Raw genomic sequence first — 22,037 nt, 5'->3', positions numbered from 1 at the left:
GCTTAGGTCTGTTTTTGAGTAAACTATTTATTTTCATAGTTGTATAATTATATTAATCTACCATTGTTAGAGTACAGCTAGCTGCTTGTAATCCTTTTGAGCTTGCCGTAACTTTTAAAGTTCCGGCATTTTTACCGGCTTTAACAATCACTAAACATTTACCATTTAATGCTCTATGCTCTGTTCCTTTAAAAGATTGATGATTAGTAGGATCTCCACTGGCTACCCCTACAATTTCTCCATCTCCTTCTATACTAAAAGAAATATTATTATCAGCTCGAGGCGTTAAAACATCATCTTTATCGGTAATTGTTACTGTTATAAAAGATAAATCTTTATTATCCGCTTTAATGGTTTTTCTATCTGGAGATAGTTTTAGTTGAGCAGGCTTATCAGCCGTTTTAACTAAGGTTTCTTTTACAATTTCTCCATCTTTTCTAGATACTGCTTTTAAAGTACCCGCTTCAAATGGAAAACGCCACATTACGTGTAATTGATCTCCAGTTTTCTTTTTTATCCCTTTTGATTTTCCATTTATAAAAAGTTCAACTTCATCTGCATTATTATAGTAGGCCCAAACATCTACGGTTTGGTCTTTTTTCCAGTTCCAATGTGGTAAAACATGAAGTACCGTATCGGTAGTCCATTCACTTTTGTACATATAATACACATCTTTTGGGAAACCGGCTAGATCTATAATACCGAAGTAAGAACTACGTGAAGGCCATTCGTAAGGAGTTGGTTCTCCTATATAATCGAAACCTGTCCAAATATAAAAACCAGATAAAAAATCGTGTTTTTTAATGATTTTCCAACTTGTTTCGTGTAACGATCCCCATGGTGCACGTACTTGATCGAAAGCTGAAACTGTATTATCAGGATTACCACCAGTAAATACTTTATCCCAACGTACCGGCCAAATCTTTGTAGTATCTGAAGGGAATTCGTAATATCCTCTTGTTTCTAAACCAGAAGTAGTTTCTGTAGCAATAAAAGGGATGTTGGGGAAATTTGTTTGATGTTTTTCCCAAGTTTGGTGTGCGTAATTATACCCTATAATATCTAAAGCACCAGAACCTGCTAGTGCATTTGGCTGATCGGCTGTTTCTTCAAACTGAATGGTTACTTCTTTATTGTTTACATGAATTGGCGGATTCATCCCAGCAGTAACCAATCGAGTTGTATCTAAATTTTTAACGATTTTGGATAATTCTCGACCAATTTCAGCTCCTTTCTCACTCCATTGTTCCTGAATTTCGTTACCAATACTCCACATAAAAATACTAGGATGATTTCGATCTCGCTTAATCAAATCTTCTAAATCGCGTTTATGCCATTTATCCCAAAATTGGCTATAATCATTTTCGGTTTTAGCTTTCGTCCACATATCAAATGCTTCATCCATAACAATAAAGCCCATTTTATCACATAAATCTAACAATTCAGGAGCTGGGGCATTATGGGCGGTTCGAATACCATTTACGCCCATTTCTTTTAAAATTTCAAGCTGACGTTCGATCGCTCTAGTATTTACTGCAGCACCTAATGGACCTAAATCGTGATGCATACAAACACCCTTAATTTTTACTGATTCTCCGTTTAATAAAAATCCTTTTTCTAAGTCAAATTTAAAATAACGAATACCAAAAGTAGTTGTGTATTTATCTACAACTTCATTATCTATTTTGATTCGTGCAACGGCTTGGTATAAATTAGGCTCGTTTACTGACCATAAATCTGGATTTTTAATTTCAATTTTTTGTGCTACTTCTTGATTTTTATTGCTATCAATATTTATAACTTTTGAAGTAGTAGTGGCTACGGTTTTATTACCAAATAAAATTTTAGTTTCTAATTGAACATTTTGACTTGTAGCACTTTCATTTTCAACTTTTGTGGTTAACTGAATGGTCGCCTTTTCAGTTGAAACCTGAGGTGTTGTTATAAAAGTTCCCCATTGTGGAATATGAACTTTATGTACTGTTTTTAACCAAACATTTCTATAAATACCGCTTCCCGAATACCAACGAGAATTTGGCTGATTGTTATTATCTGCCTTAACTAAAATTGTATTCTCTTTGTCACGAAAATGTAGATATGGCGTTAAATTATATTCGAATCCGATATATCCGTTAGGTCTATTACCTAATAGTTTTCCGTTTATCCAAACGCTACTATTTTGGTACACCCCATCAAATACAATTTTTGTAATTTTTGAAGTATCTTCTTCAGCAACTTTAAAAGTTTTCTTGTACCACCCTAATCCTCCATTTAGAGCACCACCACCAATACCAGCTCTGCTATTTTGATCAAAATCTTGAGCAATACTCCAATCGTGTGGTAATTGACGAGTTTCCCAAGCTCCTGAATTTAAAACAGATTCAGGATCTGTTATATCAGCATTTAATTGAAATTGCCAATTGTCGGTGAAATCTTGTTTGCGATCTATAGATGAATCAACTTTTTGACTTTTAGAGCAAGAAGAAGCTAAAATCACTATTAAGAGAATTACATAATAATGAACTAGAAAGTTTCTTTTTAAAGCATTCATGGGCTAGGCTTATAAAAAACCGGTAGGTAATGTAAATAACTACCGGTTTCATTATTTTTATTTTTTTGGAGTATACCTAAATACTATTTGACGCTTGTCTTGTCCTGCCCTATCTTGATCTCTTACTACCGAAAGTTCTAGTAAATTTTTAGAAACTGAAAGTACATTTACTGCTGTCCAATTACTAACATCAGAATAATAGTCCCCACCATATAAAAGTTCCACTCCTCCGTTAAATGTAATAGTATGTTCTTCTATATTATAATTAAAAGTAGCTGTTTTAGTTGTTTTTTCTTCAGAATTTAAAGCCGTTTGAGTTACTTCTACATTGTAACCTCCATTAAGATTAAATGTCATTTCTCCCCAATCTTTATTTTCCATAACCCATTCGTTACCTTTATAGCTTGGGAACCATCTATCATCTGAAGTTTCAGGATAACCTAAAGCAGCCCATCCGATAGGACTTTCCATATTTAATTCCCATGTTTTCCCTTCAGCACCATTAGTTAATAATTGCCATTTTTCATCGTTAAAGATTTCATTATCGTTTGATGCAATTTTAATAGTATCAGGCGTTGCGTGTACTGCTCCTCCTCTTGTATAAGCAGTAAATTTAACTATATAATCTCCTGCAAAAGGTAAACCAACACTTAAGCTATCTTTGTTAGAATGACCTATTTCACTACCTTCTGAATCCACATAGCTCCAGTAAGGTATTACCGTTTCATCATTGTTTTTTAGAATTAATGTATTTTGGTTTTCAGGCATTAATTCTACCGTGTAATCTAGTTCACTTGGTTTGAGATTGATTGCTGGCAAATTTTCTTCATCATCACAAGAAAATAAACTAATACTCAATAATGCCAGAAGTATAATTTTAATATTTTTCATAAGTTTTGTTTTAAATTCAACAACTACCAACCTGGGTTTTGTTCGATTGCCCCATTAGAAATATCAATTTGAGATTGTGGTAATGCAAACCAACCTTCAGTTTCTGTTCTAAAGTTTACATTGAACCCTGAATCATCTCCTGTATTATCAATTGCCGCTTTTGCTTTTTGTAAATCCCATCTGATTAAATCAAAATATCTATACCCCTCTAAAGCTAATTCTAATCTGCGTTCATTCATTATGTTTTCTTTATTTATAGCTACAGAATGCTCGTCATCTTGAAAAGCCCTAGCACGAACTCTATCTAAACATTCTTGAGCAAAAGTTTGATTAGAATCCATATTTAGCTCTGCTGCCATTAATAAAGCATCTGAGAAACGTAATACAATTATATCTTGATAACCATCAATTTGAAAATTACCTCCATTTGCAGTTACTACAGCATCACCTGCTTCATTGGTAATTGGAGCATATTTTTTCCAAGCATAACCAGTATATTGTCTTTGCCCACGAGCTTGAACATCAAAATCTAAACCTTCTCGTTCATAATCGATAATGGTTGCATCTCTACGAGTATCACCATTATTATAAGCATTATACAATTCAGGGTTTACAGTAGCTCCACCCCAGCCATTGGCGTAGGGACCTAAATTTGAACCCCTGGTAGCTATATTTACCTGAAAGCGGTTTCCTTCATTTAATCCCCAGTCTTGTTTACCGGAACTATTAAAACGTATAGACCATATAATTTCTTTATTTGCTTCTCCTGCATAATTTTTTAATGAAGCTGCTAACCATAAAGTAGAAAAATCTTCAAGTAGACCATGTCCACTATTGTTTACAACATCATTAATATAATCTGTAGCTTGTTGTTTAGTTACAATACCAGCTAGATCTGAACTCTCATAATAATCTGTATAGAATAAAAATACTTTAGCCAACAAGGATTCTGCAGCCCATTTTGTAATACGACCAAATTCGGAAGTATCATCTATAGAATAATTGTCATTCCCTAAATTCTCAGAAGCAAAAACTAAATCGTTAGCTATTAATGAATAGGTTTCTTCTGCAGGAGCCCTAGGACTTTCAAATTCACTAGTGGATACCGTATGATCTAGAGGAATAATTTTTCCAAACATTCTAGATAATTCGTAATGGAAATAAGCTCTTAAGAAGCGTGCTTCAGCTTCATATTGTGTCCGTAAACTTTCTTTATCTCCCCACGTAACATTATCTAAATTTTCTAATAAAACATTTGCTCTATAGATTCCCATGTAACAAACACGCCAAACTTCTTTATTCATTTCTAAATCGGTTCCATATTTAAAACGATCCCAATCTAATGCTACTTGATCGTCAGCAGTACCAAAACCTCCAAAACAATTATCAGAAGCAATTTCCGAAATCATTAAAAAACCACCATATCCTTCACGCTGTAAAACATCGTAGGTAGCAATTAAACCTTCATGTGCATCTTCCGGCGTTTTATAAAAATTTTCTTGCACACGTTGGGTATAAGGCTCTACTTTTAAAAAATCATCTGTACAGGAAGCTAAAAATAAAATAGACAATCCTAAAAATAGTTTTATATAATTTTTCATTTCTTACTTTTTAAAAATTAACATTTAAACCAATCATATATGTTCTTGGTTGTGGATAATATCCTACATCAATACCTTTTGCCCAAGATTGATTTGAATTTCCAAATCCTATTTCTGGATCCATTCCATCGTAACCGGTAATTGTAAATAAATTATTTGCAGTTAAATAAACTCTAAATTTTGAAAAGAAATCAAGACTATTAGTCAATTTCACCAAATCTGCACCTATATTCAACGTTTTGATTCTAAAGAAACCTGCATCTTGTACATACAAATCTGAAAAACTATTATAATTTTTATTTTCTGTAGTACCGTACGTAACTCTAGGCAATCTATTAGAACTACCCTCTGTTGTCCATCTATTAAAAATATCTGTAGTATAATTAAAGAAAGGTCTAGAATAATCTCTTACCCCATATACATTTTGATTACCAGCTACACCATATGTATAAACTGAAAAATCAAATGCTTTATAATTTAAAGTAAAATTGAATCCATAATTAATGTCTGGATTAGGATCTCCTATTTTTGTTTTATCTACTTGATCGATAGTTCCATCTCTGTTTAAATCTACGAAACGAACATCTCCAGGTTTTGCATTTGGCTGAATTAATTGCCCATCTTTCGAATATTGATCAATTTCTTCTTGATTTTGAAAAATTCCATCAGTTTTCAATCCATAAAAATAACCAATAGGTTGGCCAACTTCAACACGGTTTAATTCATCCATCCCTTGAAATAACAAACCAGTCTCTCCTCTAATTATACCTTCGGAATTAGCAATTCTTACAACTTCATTTTTATTATAAGATATATTACCATTGATGGAAATAGAAAGATCTTCTGTAATATCTGTATTATAACCTAATGATAGTTCAAGACCTTCATTTTCAATATCCCCTCCATTTATGTAAGGAGCTCCAGTACCTACAAATAAAGGTATAGGTGCTTCTACTAACCAATCTTTAGTTGTCTTTTTATAGTAGTCAAATGTTACTTTTAGTTTATCAAATAAACGAGCATCAAAACCTAAGTCTAATTGCTCTGAAGTTTCCCACTTAATATCTGGATTAGCTAAAATATCTGGGCTTGCCCCTAACTCTAAAGGCAATTCATCTTCTCCAGTTCCGAAATGATAATTCTTATTATAAGAATCTATTGTAGCCATATAAACGAAAGCCTGTTCAAACTGATCATTACCATTCTGTCCCCAACTTCCTCGTAATTTTAATGTATTTAAGAAAGAATCTTTCGGAAAAAAATCTTCCCTATCTACATTCCATCCTACTGAAAAAGAAGGAAAATAAGCATATGGATTATTTTGACCGAAATTTGAAGAACCATCTCTACGAATTGTAGCAGTAAATAAATACTTGCTATCATAATCATATAAAAGTCTTCCGAAATAAGAATATATTGCATAATCATCTCTAGAACCAAACACACTACTATTCTGTCTAACTGTAGCATTATCTAAATAAGCATGCTTGAAATCGTCGAATGTTAAATTAGTTCCTTTTCCTTCATTAAATTCATAAACATTTTTCCTTGCTGAAATACCAGCCAAAAGATCTATATTATGTACACCTGCAAATGTATTTTTATATTGGATTGTATTTTCAAAAGTCCAGTTCATATTTGTTTCATGACGCTGAGTTACTGATGAATTAGTATTATTATCTGCTGAAGATAGATTATAAATCGGTAGAAAACTTCTATAATTACTGCTACGGTAATCTATACCAAAAGTAGTTCTGAAAGTAAAATTATCATATGTTGCTTCTGCAAATAAATTACCTACAGCTCGATTTGTTTTAGTCTCATTAAAATTATTATAATATAACATCCCTAGTGGATTCGCTATATCTGAACTAATATTAGTACTTCCAAATTCTCCATTCTCATCATAAGCAGGAAAAGTTGGTGGGGCATTCAAAAAATTACGAATACTATTGCTATAAATACCTCCATCAGAAACACCATTTCTTTTAGTATTAGCAAAAGAAAAATTTTCACCAATCTTTAGTATATCATCAATAACGTTATAAGTACTATTAGTATTAAAAGTTATTCTATCAAAATCAGATTGATCAGTATTGCTTCCAACAATTCCTTCTTGTCCATAATAAGAAACTCCTGTAGAATAGGTTGCTTTATCGCTACCTCCATTTATTAATACCGAATAATTTTGTTTTATAGCTCCATCATTAAACAAATCATCTTGCCAATCGTGATTATCGAAACCATTTATTTCTTCTTGGGAAAATAAAGGAGCATAACCCGAGTTAACTCTAGCCTCATTCATAATCGTAGCATACTCTCTAGTATTTAATAGATCTAGCTCTTTATAAACTTCCTGAAAACCTACATAACTATTTAAAGCCACATTAATATTTCCTTTCTTTCCTTTCTTAGTTGTAATAAGCACTACTCCATTTGCTGCTCTAGCACCATAAATAGCCGCAGCTGATGCATCTTTCAAAATATCTATTCTATCTATAGAGGCTGGATCTAAATATCCTATCCCATTATTAACCACTACACCATCTACTACATATAACGGCTTATTGTTTCCTGCGGTTCCTACACCTCGAATATTTACAGACATATCTGCTCCCGGTTGCCCTGATGTAGAAGTAATGTTAACACCAGAAGTTTGTCCTTGTAAGGCACTCGTAGCATCTATGCTTGCTGTTTCCACTAAATTTTCACTTTTCACTAAAGATGTAGCAGCGGTCGAAACTTTCTTTCGTTGGGTACCATAACCAACAACTACTATTTCATCTAACTCCGCAGTTGACGTTTGTAAAGAAACATCTATATTAGTTTGTTCTCCAACCGTAATTTCTCGAGTTTTAAAACCTAAATAACTAAATACGAGTACTGCATCTGGAGAAACCGATATCGTATAATTTCCATCAAAATCGGTTGTAGTTCCTTTAGTAGTTCCTTTTACCATAATACTTACACCGGGAATCGGCATAGTATCGTCTGCGGAAATCACTGTCCCGCTTACTTCTTTTTCTTGCGCCCAGATACTCATACTAGACAGCAGAAAAATTAACGTCAAAAAATAAGGGCTAATCCTTATTTTACTAGTAGTCATTTTATTCATAAACGATGCTTTTAATAATGAATTAATAAAAATGTCTTGATTTTTTGCGTTTAAAAAAATTCAATTAAAAAATTATTTACTAATCAATTCAAACGATGTAGTAATGAGCGCTAAAGTATTAAATGAATGTAGTTATGGAGAGGATTAAATCGTTTTTATATAGGACTTAATGTTTTTAAATAACTCGGCAAACCCTATAAATAAAGGGATTTATCATTTTTAACATTTTAATCCCTATTAAAAACAATTATGTCTTTATAAAACGATATTATACTTACTTAGTTTTAGCGTTATGCCTATTTCTATATTCAGAAGGAAGAATATTAAAATTCTTTTTAAAGTTTTTAGTGAAATATTTAGGATTGTTGAAGCCGGTTTGAAAAGCAATCTCCGCAATTGTTAATTGACTTTTTTTCAATAATTCTTTTCCTCTTTTTAAGCGAAGATCTATAATCAATTCTAAAGGAGACTTTTCAAAAAGATTTACAGTTTTATTATATAAATAAGATCTGCTTACTCCCAAATCAGAAGCTAATTTTTCTACTGAAAAATCAGAATTGGATAAATTTTTAGTAATTGTTTTTAAAACCTTTCCCATTAGTTTTTCATCTTCCGTTTCAATTTTCACTTTATCGGAAATATCAGGTACTTCGATTTTTTTACTATAGGCTTGCTGAAAAGACTTTCGCTGCTCAATTAAATTTCGAACTCTTGAATGTAAAGAATCGAATTGAAACGGTTTTATCAAATAATCATTTACCCCAGCATTATACGCTTGCAGCTTATTCTCTTCACTACCATTGCTAGTTATTAAAATAAAAGGAATATGCCGTGTTCTCGAGTCATTTCTAACTTTAACACACAAATCCATACCCTGCATACCAGGCATTATCCGATCGCAAATTATTAAATCAGGCCGAACCGAAAGTATTTTTTTCCAACCTGTTTCCCCATCACTTGAAATAAAAACATTATAGAATTCTTTGAAATTTTGAGTAAGATAATTTAGTAAATCTCGATTATCATCAATAATTAAAATACTAGGCAATACTTCTAATTCTACAGAATCTGTTGAATTTTCACTATCCATAGCTGGCTGGGTTGTCAACTCCAGTAACGGTATTTCAACCTTAAAAGTAGTTCCTTTTCCCAACTCACTTTCTAGGCTAATTTTTCCTTTGTATAACATCACATATTCGTTAACTAAAGTTAACCCGATACCACTACCTTGTGTTGGTTTCTGATCTACAGCATTTACCTGAAAAAATCGATCGAAAATAGCTTTTTGATATTCCTTAGCTATACCAATTCCCGTATCGCTTATCGTTATCTCTAAACAATGGCTTTGTGTTGGTTTATTTTTAGATTTTTTTACAGTTATCGCAATTGTAATTTTTCCTTCCGAAGGTGTAAATTTAAACGCATTCGATAATAAATTAAAGATGATTTTATCCAATTTATCCATATCAAAAATCGTAAAAAATTGATCTTTATTTGAAGTAAATTGAAAATGTATATTTTTCTCTTTTGCTAATTCCTGAAACGAATCAGCAATCTCTTCAATAAAATGAATTACATTACCTCTAGAGCTCGATAACAGCATATCATTCTTTATATTTCCTAAATCCAGAATTTGATTAATCAAATTCAATAATTTTTGTGCATTTTTATTGATAATTGCTATTTGCTCTTGTACCTGAGGTTGTAATTCTCGCTGTTTTAATTGCTCTAGCGGAGAAAGTATAAAAGATAATGGCGTTTTAAATTCATGGCTAATATTGGTAAAAAAACGAATACGCATTAAATCCATCTGGTGTAAATAACTGGCTTCCCTTTTTTCCTGAGCAATCTGAAAACTTTTACGCTGCTTATCGATAATTCGTTCTCTACCAACATATAAAATACCGGCAATAATCAATACATAAAAAATATAGGCATAGGTGGTTTTATAAAATGGGGGTAAAACTTCGATTTTTAATGTAGTTGCTTCAGTATTCCAAAAATTATCGTTATTTGAGGCTTTTACTTTAAAGATATACGAACCAGGATCTAAATTTGTATAAGTAACCTCACGCTGATCGCTATTTACCATTTGCCAATTAGCATCAAAACCTTCCAATTTATATTTATATTTATTTTTTGAAGGTTGAAAATAATCTAAAGCAGCAAATCCAATGGAAAATATATTCTCCTCATACTTCAAAGATATTTCCGAAGTTTTATACAACGGTTTCTTCAGAAGTTTTCTTCCATTTATCTCTTGATTAGGTAAAATAGTATTATTAAATAAGTAAAAATTTGTAAAAACAACTTTTGGTAGTTTGGTATTAACTTCAAATTCTTCAGGATTAAAAATATTATAACCGTGCAAGCCACCAACTAAAATTTCTCCTCTTGATGTTTTAAATATTGAATTTTCATTAAAAATATTTCCTTGGAGTCCATCTAAATCATTATAAATCTTAAAATTAGGAATTATTTTACCAGATTTATTAATGGAATCTTTAGAGAATTGCGCAATTCCGTTAGAAGAGGTTAACCATATATCGTTTTGACTATCTTCTACAATACCAATAATTTTTTCCCCAGGTAAGCCATCTTTCAGTTTATAGTGATAAAACGATTGCTCTTTAGGATTATATAATTCCAGACCTTTTTGGGTTCCCACCCAAATATGGTTATCGTTATCACTATAAATACTGAAGATAAAATTATCTTCTAAGCTATTTTCTTTTCCAAGAATGTGCGTAAAATGAGTACTTTTTCCAGTTTTTAAATTAATAACATCGATGCCATTTAAGCCACCAATCCATAAATTTTCCCTAGAATCTTCGGTAATTGAAGAAATATAACTATTGTGAATGATGAATTTTCCTCCATCTTTATTTGAATTATAAAATATTTCTTTTTCTGGATCGAACTGATCTAGCCCACCTTGTAAAGTACCAATCCAGATATAACCGCTAGAATCTTCATATAATTCCCAAATATTATTTCCAGCTATCGAATTTGGGCTGGCAGGATTGTGCGTATATGTAATAAACCCATCTGCAGTTAACTTATTTAATCCACCAAGATAAGTTCCTATCCATAACTGATTTTTATCATCCACTAACAAACTAACAATCACATTACTAGAAATACTCTTGGGATTATCAGGATTATGAAGATATTGCGTATATTTTCCTGTTTTTCGATTTAGGTAAATTAATCCCCCCCCATTAGTTCCTAAATAAAGATTTCCGTTTTTATCTTCTTCAAATACATTTACATCGTTAAAAGGTAGACTATTTGGATCAGAAACTAGTTTTTTATAAAGCGGAAACCGAATAATATTAGGATGATAATAATCAACTCCGTTTTTAAATGTACCTATCCACAAAATACCTTCAGCATCTTTATACATTGCTGTTATCGTATTATGCGATAAACTATTTTCGATCTCCGGATTATTTTCAAGATACTGAACTGTAAAATCCTCAGGATCAATAATTGTAATGCCACCATGGTCAGTACCTACCCAAATATTGCCTTTACTATCAGTAACCAACTCGCTTACTAAATCATTACTAATCTTGGGTTTAGATGTTTTTTCAGAAAAATTCTGAAGTAATTCTTTAGCAACATTAAAATGGTATACACCATATCTTCCATAACTATGGATCCAAATATTTCCTAATTTATCAATTACTAAACGATACGCTCGGGATTCTGAATCATTATGTTCCTTTAGATTATTGTATTTAGCAGAAATTTGTAATGTTTTTCCATTTACCGTAACTAAAAATCCATTTTTAAATATTATCCAAAAATCTCCTTTTTTATCTTCAGTTATATCTGCAATTTCTGTATCCTGTTGAATAGATAATTCTTTAATAACAGAGCTAACATCAATATTTTTTTTATTGTATTTTACTATACGAGCATCAGCATATATAAACCAATAATCATCATTTTTATCCTTTTTTATTGAAGTAACAGTACCTTCAGGTAACCCTAATGCTTTTATAACTTTAGTTTGATTAGATGAAAAAGATTGTGTGTCCCTATTAAAAATATTAATACCTTGCTGTGTTTCTGCCCAAATATTACCAATTGGATCTTCAAAAATTTGGCGATAATCTCTTGATTGATATGCTAATGTATCAGAAGGTTTTGGATTAATAGTTTTAAATGAATATCCGTCGTATCTATTTAAGCCACTGGTAGTTCCTATCCATAAAAAACCATCGTTACTTTTAAAAATACAATTTACAGCACCCGGCGATAAGCCATCGGCTACCCCAATATGAGAAAACCGAATATCGATTTCATTAAATTGGCTAGTTTGAGAAAAGCTATTCGCTGTATACGCTAAAAATAGTAGTAAGAAAATTTTAAGACTGATACTTCTCAAGAGATATAGATGTTTATATTAATTAATTTATGGCACTTTATATGGAATCTTAGCTTTATAACATATTCATTTTAATAAATAGTGCTTAAAAAGTGATATTATATAAGTTTGCCTGAAGATGATTTTGTTAAATTTTCACAAAAATAAACCTTTATCGATGATAATTAAAAAAGCTGCCTAAATAGACAGCTTTTTTTTATAAAATTCGAATCCTTAAAAATTAACTAAGCATTTTATAGAAATTAAAATGCATTAGCTATAATTTGTTCGTAAAGTTCTTGTTTACCACTTAATTTTTCTGGTTCACCTTTGCTAGTAGCTAAAGCGCTTAAATCTTCTAATTTAAGTTCTCCATTTTCAAATCTCTTTCCTTCTCCATTATCAAAAGAAGCATAGCGTTCTGTACGTAAAGAAGTATATTTTGTATTTTTAAGAATATGATCTGCTGTGATTAATGCTCTAGCAAAAACATCCATTCCTGCTACATGTGCAATAAATTTATCTTCTAAATCAGTAGAATTTCTACGAACTTTTGCATCAAAATTAATTCCACCACCTTTAAATCCGTTACCTTCTAAGATAATAAGCATAGCTTGTGTAACCTCCAATAAATCTATTGGGAATTGATCAGTATCCCATCCATTTTGGTAATCACCACGGTTAGCATCAATACTTCCTAACATACCGGCATCTATAGCAGTTTGTAATTCATGCTCAAAAGTATGTCCAGCTAGTGTTGCATGGTTTACTTCAATATTTAATTTAAAATCATCTTTTAAACCATATTTATTTATAAACCCAAGGCAAGTAGCCGCATCGTAATCATACTGATGTTTTGTTGGTTCCATAGGTTTTGGTTCAATAAAGAAATTACCTTTAAAACCTTCTTTACGTGCATAATCTCTACACATACCTAAGAACATAGCTAAATGATCTTGTTCTCTTTTCATATCGGTATTTAAAAGGCTCATATAACCTTCTCTACCTCCCCAGAATACGTAATTTTCACCATTTAAAGCAATAGTAGCATCTAAAGCTATTTTTGCTTGAGCTCCTGCATAAGAAACTACATCAAAATTAGGGTTTGTAGAGGCACCATTCATATAACGAGGGTTCGTAAATAAGTTTGATGTTCCCCAAAGTAGTTTCAAACCACTTTCATTTTGTTTTACTTTAGCATATTCAGTTATTTTCTGAATTCTTTTTTCAAACTCTCCTAATGTAGGTGCTTCATCTACTAAATCTACATCATGGAAACAATAATAAGGAGCTCCTAATTTGGTCATAAATTCGAATGCTGCATCCATCTTGTCTTTAGCACGATCTACAGCATCTGTTTTTTTATCCCATTCGAATACCTCTGTATTTGATCCAAATGGATCTCCCCCTTTATTATTAAAAGTGTGCCAGTAAGCTACCGCAAAACGTAAATGTTCTTTTAAGGTTTTACCCGCTACAACTTTGTTTTCATCATAATATTTAAAAGCTAAAGGATTGTCACTCTCTTTACCTTCAAACTTTATCTTTCCGATATTTTTAAAATATTCACTCATCTTTATTGAATTTTAATCTGATTTTTCCAGTTTGTATAAATATGTTTATAAGTTTCTACCAATTCAGCATCCGGTTTTATTTGCTCCAGACATTCTAAACTTTTAAAGGCATCCTTAAGTGTTTTAAAATGGCCATAACCATATGCCGCACCTCTTGCTGCTCCATCTGCCCCATTGGTATTGTACAATTCTAAGGTAGTGTTTGTAGTATTCACGAAAATTTCTCGAAATACAGGACTTAAAAATAAATTATCTCGTCCTGCTCTTACTTTAGTTCCGGATGCTCCCACCTCTTTCATAATTTCGAAACCATAGTACATTGCAAAAACAATTCCTTCGCAAGCTGAGCGTATCAATTGTGGTGTTTTATGAATGTTGAAATTAAGATTCTGAATTCCAGATGTGGCTTTTTTATTCTGAAATATTCGCTCTACACCATTTCCAAACGGATAAAACAATAAATCATCACTTCCTGGTTTTGCTGCTGCAGCTAATTCATTTAAAAGCTCGTAAGAAACTGGTTTATCAGACCCAGCAGACAACGTATTTCGAAGCCACTGATATAGAATACCAGATCCATTAATACAAACCATTACACCATTACGATTCTCTTTTTCTTGATTATTAACGTGTAAAAAAGTATTGATACGGTTATCTTTATCAAAAGCATGGTTATCGCTAACCGTATAAATAACTGCTGATGTACCTGCGGTAGTAGCTATTTCCCCTGGTTCTAAAACATTTAACGATAATGCATTGTTAGGCTGATCTCCTGCACGATAGGTAATCTTCACATTTTCATTAAGTCCCAAACTTTTGGCAACTGTTGCTGAAATTTGAGCCTGCTCACCAAAATTAGAAACAATTTCAGGTACAATGTTAGTATCAATTTCAAAATGATCTAAAATTTCGTGAGCTAACCGGTTTTCTTTAAAATTCCAAAGTGCAGCTTCCGATAATCCACTTTTGCTAATTTGTGCTTTTCCCGATAGTTTTGCGGCAATATAATCACCGGGTAACATCATGTATTTTGATTGCTTATAATTGCTAGGTTCATTTTCTTTTACCCACTTTAATTTAGAAGCGGTAAAATTCCCAGGACTTCCTAAAATTAAATCATGGCATTTTTCAGCTCCAATTTCCTCAAAAGCTTTATCACCAATTTCAGCTGCACGGCTATCACACCAAATAATAGCAGGACGAATTGGGTTTAGAGCTTCATCGGTTAATACTAAACCATGCATTTGGTAAGCAACTCCTACTCCGGCTATTTTTTGTAAATCAATATTATATTCTGTTTGCAAGCGTTGCAAAGCTGTTTTAAAGTTTGCCCACCATTGATTAGGGTCTTGTTCGGCCCAACCTTGTTCTGGCGCATTCATTGCCATTTCAGTTTTAGGTTCACTGACCGCTGCTAAACTTTTTTCTTGTTCAGCATCGAAAACTGCTAATTTTATAGATGAACTTCCTAAATCTACTCCTAAAAAATACATAGTAACGTTTTATTTTTTTAACCAAATTTGCTCCATATCTTCTAGCGAACGTCCTTTTGTTTCAGGCACAAAACGCCAAACAAAAATACCAGATAGTACAGCCATAATTCCGTAGATCCAATAAGCAAATCCGTGGTTAAATTGTTCTATCAAAAAACTATTTTTATTCATTACTGGAAACGTCCAAGACACCAATAAGTTTGCTAACCATTGCATAGCTATTGCCACTGCCATAACTCCTTTAATAGCATTTGGAAAAATCTCCGACAACAAAACCCAAGTTACAGGTCCCCAAGAAACTGCAAATGCAGCAATGTAAACAAGCATTAATAATAAGCTTATAATTCCAGCAGCTTGTAAATACAATGAGAAACCTAAACCTATCATACTAAATCCCATCATTGCACTACCTATTAATAGCAGTTTTTTTCTTCCATAATTATCCACGGTAAGAATAGCTATTATGGTAAAAATCATATTAATGGCACCTACAATTATAGTTTGCATCATAGAGGCATTCGCTTCAGCTCCCATCCCTTTAAATATTTCTGGAGCGTAGTATAAAACTACATTTATCCCTACAAATTGTTGAAAAACAGAAAGCAATAATCCTACAATTATAATTAGCCAACCGTAAGTAAGCCAAGGAGCTTTTTTAACTTTAAAAGAACGCTTTATACTTTCTAAAACCTCACTAGAATCAGATTTAAGATTCATTTTTTCAAGAATTCCCTTAGCTTTATTTTCATGCCCCACCATAACCAAGAATCGTGGTGTTTTAGGTACAAATAGAAGTAATACAAAAAATAAAGAAGCTGGAATAACTTCAGATAAAAACATATATCTCCAACCAGTTACTTTTATCCAAGTAGGTTCTTGACCTTGAACTATAAAATAATTTACAAAATATACAATCAGCATACCGGTTACAATAGCAAATTGATTACATGAAACCATTTTACCTCGTATATTCGCTGGGGCCATTTCAGCAATATAAAGTGGAGCTAACATACTTGCCAAACCTACTCCTACACCTCCTATTATTCTATAAATAATAAAAGAAGATAACATTTCTACTCCATAAAAGTTCATTATTTCTGGATACCCAGAGCCAATGGCTGAAATAAGAAATAAAATGGCAGCTATAATTAAGCCATTTCTTCTTCCTAAGCTATTAGCAATAACATCTCCCATTGAAGCACCAATAATACAACCTACAAGTGCACTACTCGTCATAAAACCTAGAATTGAATTTCTTAGGTTTTCTGTAAGAACATTGGGCAGATCAAGAAAATAAATATTATATAAGGGTATACAAATAGCAAATAATGCAATAACAATAATCGCCGCTAACGATTTCTTAAAAAATTTAAAAATGAAATAACTAAACAAAATGGCCACTCCTAAAGCGGTAATCGATATTATAGCTTTAAACTCAATAATAGTTGAGGTAGCTAAAGTTGCGGCTTCGTCTAATGGATTGAGAAAAAATTCGTCAATTGCACCTACAGCGCCAGATATCACAGCTGTATCGTATCCAAAAAGCAGGCCTCCTAAACTTGCTACCAAAGTAGTAAGCAGTACGAGAGAACTTTGCTTTGATTTATTTATAGTCATAAAAACAATATCTAATAGTTTTATAGACTACAAGTTTAACTTTTTTTTAGGTATTATCAAAAATAAATGCTAAATATTTTGAATATAAAAATACATACTATATTCGATTTTCAATATCATAACAAATAAGGTTTTCGGTATTTTTTAAATAAAATTATATTTTTCGAATATTTTGAATTTATTTTAAAAAAATCATTTATTTATTTTGCATTTTTTATTCAAAAAATAGAGATACAAATCTATCATAAGGCTTCTAAAATTTTAAATTTCCACGATAATATTCCATCACTTTTACTCGTAACAAATATTGATATTTCGCGTTAGCCAGATTAATTCTGGATTGGTCTAAACTGTTTTTACTAACAATATAATCTACGATGGTAGATGCGCCGGCGTTATATCTAATCTCATTGATCCTGAAACTTTCCTGATAGGCATTTACTTGTTCTTCTAAATTTTGCCATTGCTGGTAAGCTGTTTCCATATCTGCGTGAACCTGAATGATTCGTTGGCAAAACTGATTTTTGGTACTTTCTAAATCAATTTTAGATTGCTCAAGATTGATTTTTTGTAGTTTCACGTTGTTTTTTGCCCGAAATCCATTAAAAATAGGAATACTAACAGAAACGCCTACACCTGAATTCAGATTATTGGAAAACTGATCTAAAAATGAAATATCGGCCGCTGCATATTGAATCTGGCTTGCTAGTACCGGTAACGATTGACCATTGTACTGAATATAATTTCCGGTTTCCACAATTTGGCTTCCGGTTTCGGTAAATTTACTAGCCGTACTAGAATAATTGGTATTTAATTGTGCAAACAAACCAATTTGTGGATAATAATTAGACCGTGCAATTTTCACCTGTTTTTCAGTAGCTTTAATTCGAAATTCACGAGCTTTAAAAGTTGCCAGGTTTTCTACTGCTTCTTTAAAAACATGGGCAGCACTTAAATTGTATTTTTCATAAACTTCAAGAGAATGGTAGGTTTCAGGAAAAACTTTATAATCAATATTTAGTAAAAGCGCTAGCTGAGAAACCGATTGTTTCAGATTGTTTTCAGCATCGATAACGCTGTTTTCGTCAGCCGAATATTGACCTTTTATATTGTTGAATTCTGCCGGATTTGCATTTCCTTCTTCATCCAATTTCTGTAATCTATCCAGCTGTCTTTGGGTATTTAAACGCCTGATTTTTGAAAGTTCCAATAAATCTTCTGCATTTAAAATGCCCAGATAAGCCATGGTTACATCTAAAATAAGATTTTGCCGTGCTTCCTGTACTTCAGCTTCAGCAGCTTTGATATTCAACTTATCCCTTTTCATTTGGTTTAGGAGTCTAAATCCGTCAAAGACAATTGCGCTAAGATTTAGCCCGGCATTAGAATAATTCAGCTGTTGTTCAATCACATCGTTAGAATAGGGGTCGATACTTCGCCCATTAGTAATTCCGCCAGAAATACTTCCGTCTAAACTGGGCAACAATTCATTTCGACTTTGCTTAAAATTCACAGTGGCCGATTCTGAATTTAATTTTCGTGATTTTAGATCAGGATTATTTTTTAAGGCTAAAGTGATACATTGCTCCAAATTTAGTACGATCGAATCTTGTTGCGATCGACATAAAACCGGGCAAAGAATGATGAGTATTAGGATTGATGATTTTAAATTCATGTTTTAAGATTTTTTGATGCTACCGTCTAGAAGATTGATGATTTTAGAGGCATAAGCTGCGTTACTTTCAGAGTGTGTAGCCTGGATAATGGTTACCCCATCTTCTTCGTTTAATTGTTTAAAAAGCTGCATAATTTCGTCGCTTTGCTTAGAGTTTAGATTTCCGGTAGGCTCATCGGCAAGGATTAATTTGGGTTTAGAAATTAGTGCTCTCGCAATTCCTACTAATTGTTGTTGCCCACCGCTAAGCTGATTTGGGAAAAGGTCTTTTTTTCCTACAATATTAAAGCGATCCAGCATATCGCCAACTAACGCTTTACGCTCTGATGATTTTATACTTTTATATAAAAGTGGCGTTTCGATATTTTCATAAACGGTAAGCTCGTCGATAAGGTGGTATTGCTGAAATACAAAACCGATATACTCTTTGTATAATTTTGAACGATGCTTTTCTTTCATATTATGAATAGTTTCGTCCAGAAATTTATATTCCCCTTCCTGAAAGCCATCTAACATGCCAATAACATTTAGCAAAGTAGACTTCCCGGAACCTGAAGGTCCCATGATAGAGATAAATTCGCCTTCTTCAACTTTAAGGCTTAAATCGTTTAGCAGAAATGTTCTTCTTCCACCGGTGGTTACCCATTTGTAAATGTGGTTTAGTTCTAATAACATGGTTTTATTTATTTGAAAAATTATTATTTTCAAATCTTACAGCTTTTTGAAACCAACCTGTAAGGTTTGAATTTATCTATTCTGTTTTTAAAGATTTTATGGGATTCGCTAAGGCTGCTTTTATCGCATGAAAACTAATGGTTGCCATAGCTATAAAAATAGCGATTGTGGCTGCAATTATGAATACAACCCAATTAAGATCTATTCGGTACGCAAAATTTTGTAGCCATGAATTCACAAGCCATGCAGCTAATGGGAATGCTAATACTAACGAGATGCATACCAATAGTAAAAATTCTAAGGATAAGAGTTTGGTGATTTTAAATACACTGGCACCAACAACTTTTCGGATTCCAATTTCTTTAGAACGCTGCTCTGCAGTAAAAGCAGCAAGCCCAAATAATCCTAGGCAGGCTATAAATACTGCAAGTATTGAGAATGTGAGTATAATGCTAGCTGTTCTTTTTTCAGCAGTATATAATCGTTCCAGGTTTTTATCTAAAAAACTATATTGAAAAGCCGAATTTGGAATAAAATCTTGAAAATTAGTTTTTATCTCGTCAAGTACAGCAGTAATATTATTGCCACTAAATTTTATAAGCAAGTAGGAATGTGCTTCTTCCGATCGGGAATCATGAAATGCATAAGCACCAATGGGTTCCTTTAAAGAAGAGAAATTAAAGTTATCTACAACCCCTCGTATATAGGCATTACCACCCAACTGTAATTGCACCTTTTTACCAATAGCCTCTTCAGGCGATATTCCTAAAAAATCTACCGCTTTTTTATTCAAAATTACATCTACAATACTGTCATCTTGAGCTTTATTTTTAGGCAATGTTGCTCCCGCCAATAGTTTTAGATTAAGGACTTTTACTATTTCTGCATCGGTATTATTGGTTTGGATATTATGCCCTTTTTTCGTAATCGGGTTAATAATATCTCTAACACTTACCTCTACACCTGGGAATCCCTGGGCACTACTTACTGCTATGATATTCGAAGAATTAAGAAGTTTATTTTTTAAGCTGCTAATACTGGTTTTATTTTCTGCAGCCCCAATCGATACGACAATTATTTTATCTGGACTAAAACCTAGATCCCGATTTTTTATGAAGTTTATTTGCTGATAAACAACCATTACCCCAATGATTAGAATAACAGAAGCCGTAAACTGAAATACGACTAGGCCTTTTCTAATCAAAATACCTGAAGTCTTCTTTTTAAATCCAGATTTTACAACTAATTGTGGTGCAAGTCGGGATAAATGGAGTGCAGGATACGAACCTGCAATAAGGCTGGTCACTGCCCAAATTATAAAAAGACTACTAATAAATTGAGGCGTAAATAAATTTCTATAATCCAGTTCTATACCTGCGATCTGGTTAAATAAAGGCACTGTAATAATGGCCAAAATGAGACTAAAAGATATAGAGATAAGTGTTATTAAACCCGTTTCAGCATAAAAACGTAAAATGATTGATTTTGTAGAGGCACCAAGTGTTTTATTGATCCCAATATCCTTATGTCTTTTCTGCGATCTGGCAGTAATCAAATTCATATAATTAATGCAGGCGATAATTAAAATAAGAATAGCAAGGAAACTAAGATTTCGCACCTCTTCGATATTCCCAATTCGGGCATTATACGAATCATAATAATTTGCCGAATACAAATGGACTTTAGTGAATGGCTGTAAAGAAAATGTATACCAAGGGTCTCTAACTTCCTTTTTAATTAGCGCTGCGATCTTCTTTTCTACCGAAGTTAGATCAGCATTTTTAGAAAGTAATGCATATGTTTCAAAGCTCGCATTTCCCCAGCTTGGATTTTTTGCAAAATTAGTAGAATGAAATGAAGCGACCACATTGCAATCTAGGCTGCTATTACTTGAAAAGTCTTTATATACACCGGTAATTTCAAAATCCTTGTAATTTTCAAGCTTCAATTGCTTTCCTATAGGATTTAAATTTCCAAAATAACGTTTTGCACTACTTTCAGAAATAATAATCGTATTTGGTCGAGCTAAAGCCGTATTAGGATTTCCATGTACAAATTCCAGATCAAAAACATCAATTATCGCTTCATCGGCATAAAAAAATCGCGGTTCAATTAGTTCTTTATCATTAACAGAAATTGAAGCAGGCTGGCCAAATGCATAATGATAAAAACGAACGGTTTTTTCGATTTCAGGTATTTCATTTTGAAATGCCGGCCCAACGGCAGGCGGACTCGCACACCAGGTTTCAGAAATTTGCTGATCTGTAGTATGAAGCAAAACGTGGGCAATACGATCTCTTTTTGGATACATCGTATCAAAACTTTTTTCGTGTATCACAAAAAGGAAAAGCAAGAGCGTTATCCCCAATCCTATAGAAAGGCCTAGAATATTAAGCGTAGAGAAGAGCCTATCGGCTTTAATTTTTCTCCAAGCTAATTTTATGTAATTTTTGAGCATGATTGATGTTTT

Annotated in this window: 11 protein-coding genes; all 11 read right to left on the bottom strand. The window is 32.6% G+C overall.

What is annotated here, in order from left to right:
• Positions 1 to 52: 52 nt before the first annotated feature.
• Positions 53 to 2,551: a beta-galactosidase GalB gene (gene galB, locus ACN0WI_RS14400; RefSeq protein ID WP_417887741.1), complete on the bottom strand. Its 2,499-nt coding sequence runs from the start codon at positions 2,549 to 2,551 to the stop codon at positions 53 to 55.
• Between the two features lie 57 nt (positions 2,552 to 2,608).
• On the bottom strand, positions 2,609 to 3,442 hold the full coding sequence (locus ACN0WI_RS14395) for a hypothetical protein (protein WP_417887740.1): 834 nt from the start codon (positions 3,440 to 3,442) through the stop codon (positions 2,609 to 2,611).
• Positions 3,443 to 3,465: 23 nt separating this feature from the next.
• Positions 3,466 to 5,043, bottom strand: coding sequence for a RagB/SusD family nutrient uptake outer membrane protein (locus tag ACN0WI_RS14390; protein ID WP_417887739.1), 1,578 nt, complete (start codon positions 5,041 to 5,043; stop codon positions 3,466 to 3,468).
• Between the two features lie 10 nt (positions 5,044 to 5,053).
• On the bottom strand, positions 5,054 to 8,086 hold the full coding sequence (locus ACN0WI_RS14385; protein ID WP_417887738.1) for a SusC/RagA family TonB-linked outer membrane protein: 3,033 nt from the start codon (positions 8,084 to 8,086) through the stop codon (positions 5,054 to 5,056).
• Positions 8,087 to 8,432: 346 nt separating this feature from the next.
• Positions 8,433 to 12,554 (bottom strand): two-component regulator propeller domain-containing protein, encoded by a 4,122-nt coding sequence (locus tag ACN0WI_RS14380; protein ID WP_417887737.1) that lies wholly within the window; start codon positions 12,552 to 12,554, stop codon positions 8,433 to 8,435.
• A gap of 242 nt (positions 12,555 to 12,796) precedes the next feature.
• Positions 12,797 to 14,107, bottom strand: a complete 1,311-nt coding sequence (gene xylA, locus ACN0WI_RS14375; RefSeq protein ID WP_417887736.1) for a xylose isomerase — start codon at positions 14,105 to 14,107, stop codon at positions 12,797 to 12,799.
• A 2-nt stretch (positions 14,108 to 14,109) separates the two neighbouring features.
• Positions 14,110 to 15,600 (bottom strand): xylulokinase, encoded by a 1,491-nt coding sequence (locus ACN0WI_RS14370; protein ID WP_417887735.1) that lies wholly within the window; start codon positions 15,598 to 15,600, stop codon positions 14,110 to 14,112.
• A gap of 9 nt (positions 15,601 to 15,609) precedes the next feature.
• Entirely contained in the window at positions 15,610 to 17,217 is a 1,608-nt protein-coding gene (xylE, locus tag ACN0WI_RS14365) for a D-xylose transporter XylE (RefSeq protein WP_417887734.1), read from the bottom strand.
• A 253-nt stretch (positions 17,218 to 17,470) separates the two neighbouring features.
• Positions 17,471 to 18,892 carry a TolC family protein gene (locus tag ACN0WI_RS14360; protein WP_417887733.1) on the bottom strand — a complete coding sequence of 474 codons (1,422 nt, stop codon included), beginning with the start codon at positions 18,890 to 18,892 and terminating at the stop codon, positions 17,471 to 17,473.
• A gap of 3 nt (positions 18,893 to 18,895) precedes the next feature.
• Positions 18,896 to 19,567, bottom strand: a complete 672-nt coding sequence (locus tag ACN0WI_RS14355) for an ABC transporter ATP-binding protein (RefSeq protein WP_417887732.1) — start codon at positions 19,565 to 19,567, stop codon at positions 18,896 to 18,898.
• A gap of 76 nt (positions 19,568 to 19,643) precedes the next feature.
• Positions 19,644 to 22,025, bottom strand: a complete 2,382-nt coding sequence (locus ACN0WI_RS14350; RefSeq protein WP_417887731.1) for an ABC transporter permease — start codon at positions 22,023 to 22,025, stop codon at positions 19,644 to 19,646.
• Between the last annotated feature and the right edge of the window lie 12 nt (positions 22,026 to 22,037).

Source organism: Zunongwangia sp., from assembly GCF_048269745.1.
GTDB lineage: Bacteria > Bacteroidota > Bacteroidia > Flavobacteriales > Flavobacteriaceae > Zunongwangia.
This window is presented reverse-complemented; position numbering and strand designations above follow the sequence as displayed.

What these genes read in the sequence shown, in the direction of transcription:
- galB (WP_417887741.1), bottom strand. Translation starts at nt 2,551, where the DNA reads ATGAATGCTTTAAAAAGAAACTTTCTAGTTCATTATTATGTAATTCTC.
- ACN0WI_RS14395 (WP_417887740.1), bottom strand. Translation starts at nt 3,442, where the DNA reads ATGAAAAATATTAAAATTATACTTCTGGCATTATTGAGTATTAGTTTA.
- ACN0WI_RS14390 (WP_417887739.1), bottom strand. Translation starts at nt 5,043, where the DNA reads ATGAAAAATTATATAAAACTATTTTTAGGATTGTCTATTTTATTTTTA.
- ACN0WI_RS14385 (WP_417887738.1), bottom strand. Translation starts at nt 8,086, where the DNA reads ATGAGTATCTGGGCGCAAGAAAAAGAAGTAAGCGGGACAGTGATTTCC.
- xylA (WP_417887736.1), bottom strand. Translation starts at nt 14,107, where the DNA reads ATGAGTGAATATTTTAAAAATATCGGAAAGATAAAGTTTGAAGGTAAA.
- ACN0WI_RS14370 (WP_417887735.1), bottom strand. Translation starts at nt 15,600, where the DNA reads ATGTATTTTTTAGGAGTAGATTTAGGAAGTTCATCTATAAAATTAGCA.
- xylE (WP_417887734.1), bottom strand. Translation starts at nt 17,217, where the DNA reads ATGACTATAAATAAATCAAAGCAAAGTTCTCTCGTACTGCTTACTACT.
- ACN0WI_RS14360 (WP_417887733.1), bottom strand. Translation starts at nt 18,892, where the DNA reads ATGAATTTAAAATCATCAATCCTAATACTCATCATTCTTTGCCCGGTT.
- ACN0WI_RS14355 (WP_417887732.1), bottom strand. Translation starts at nt 19,567, where the DNA reads ATGTTATTAGAACTAAACCACATTTACAAATGGGTAACCACCGGTGGA.
- ACN0WI_RS14350 (WP_417887731.1), bottom strand. Translation starts at nt 22,025, where the DNA reads ATGCTCAAAAATTACATAAAATTAGCTTGGAGAAAAATTAAAGCCGAT.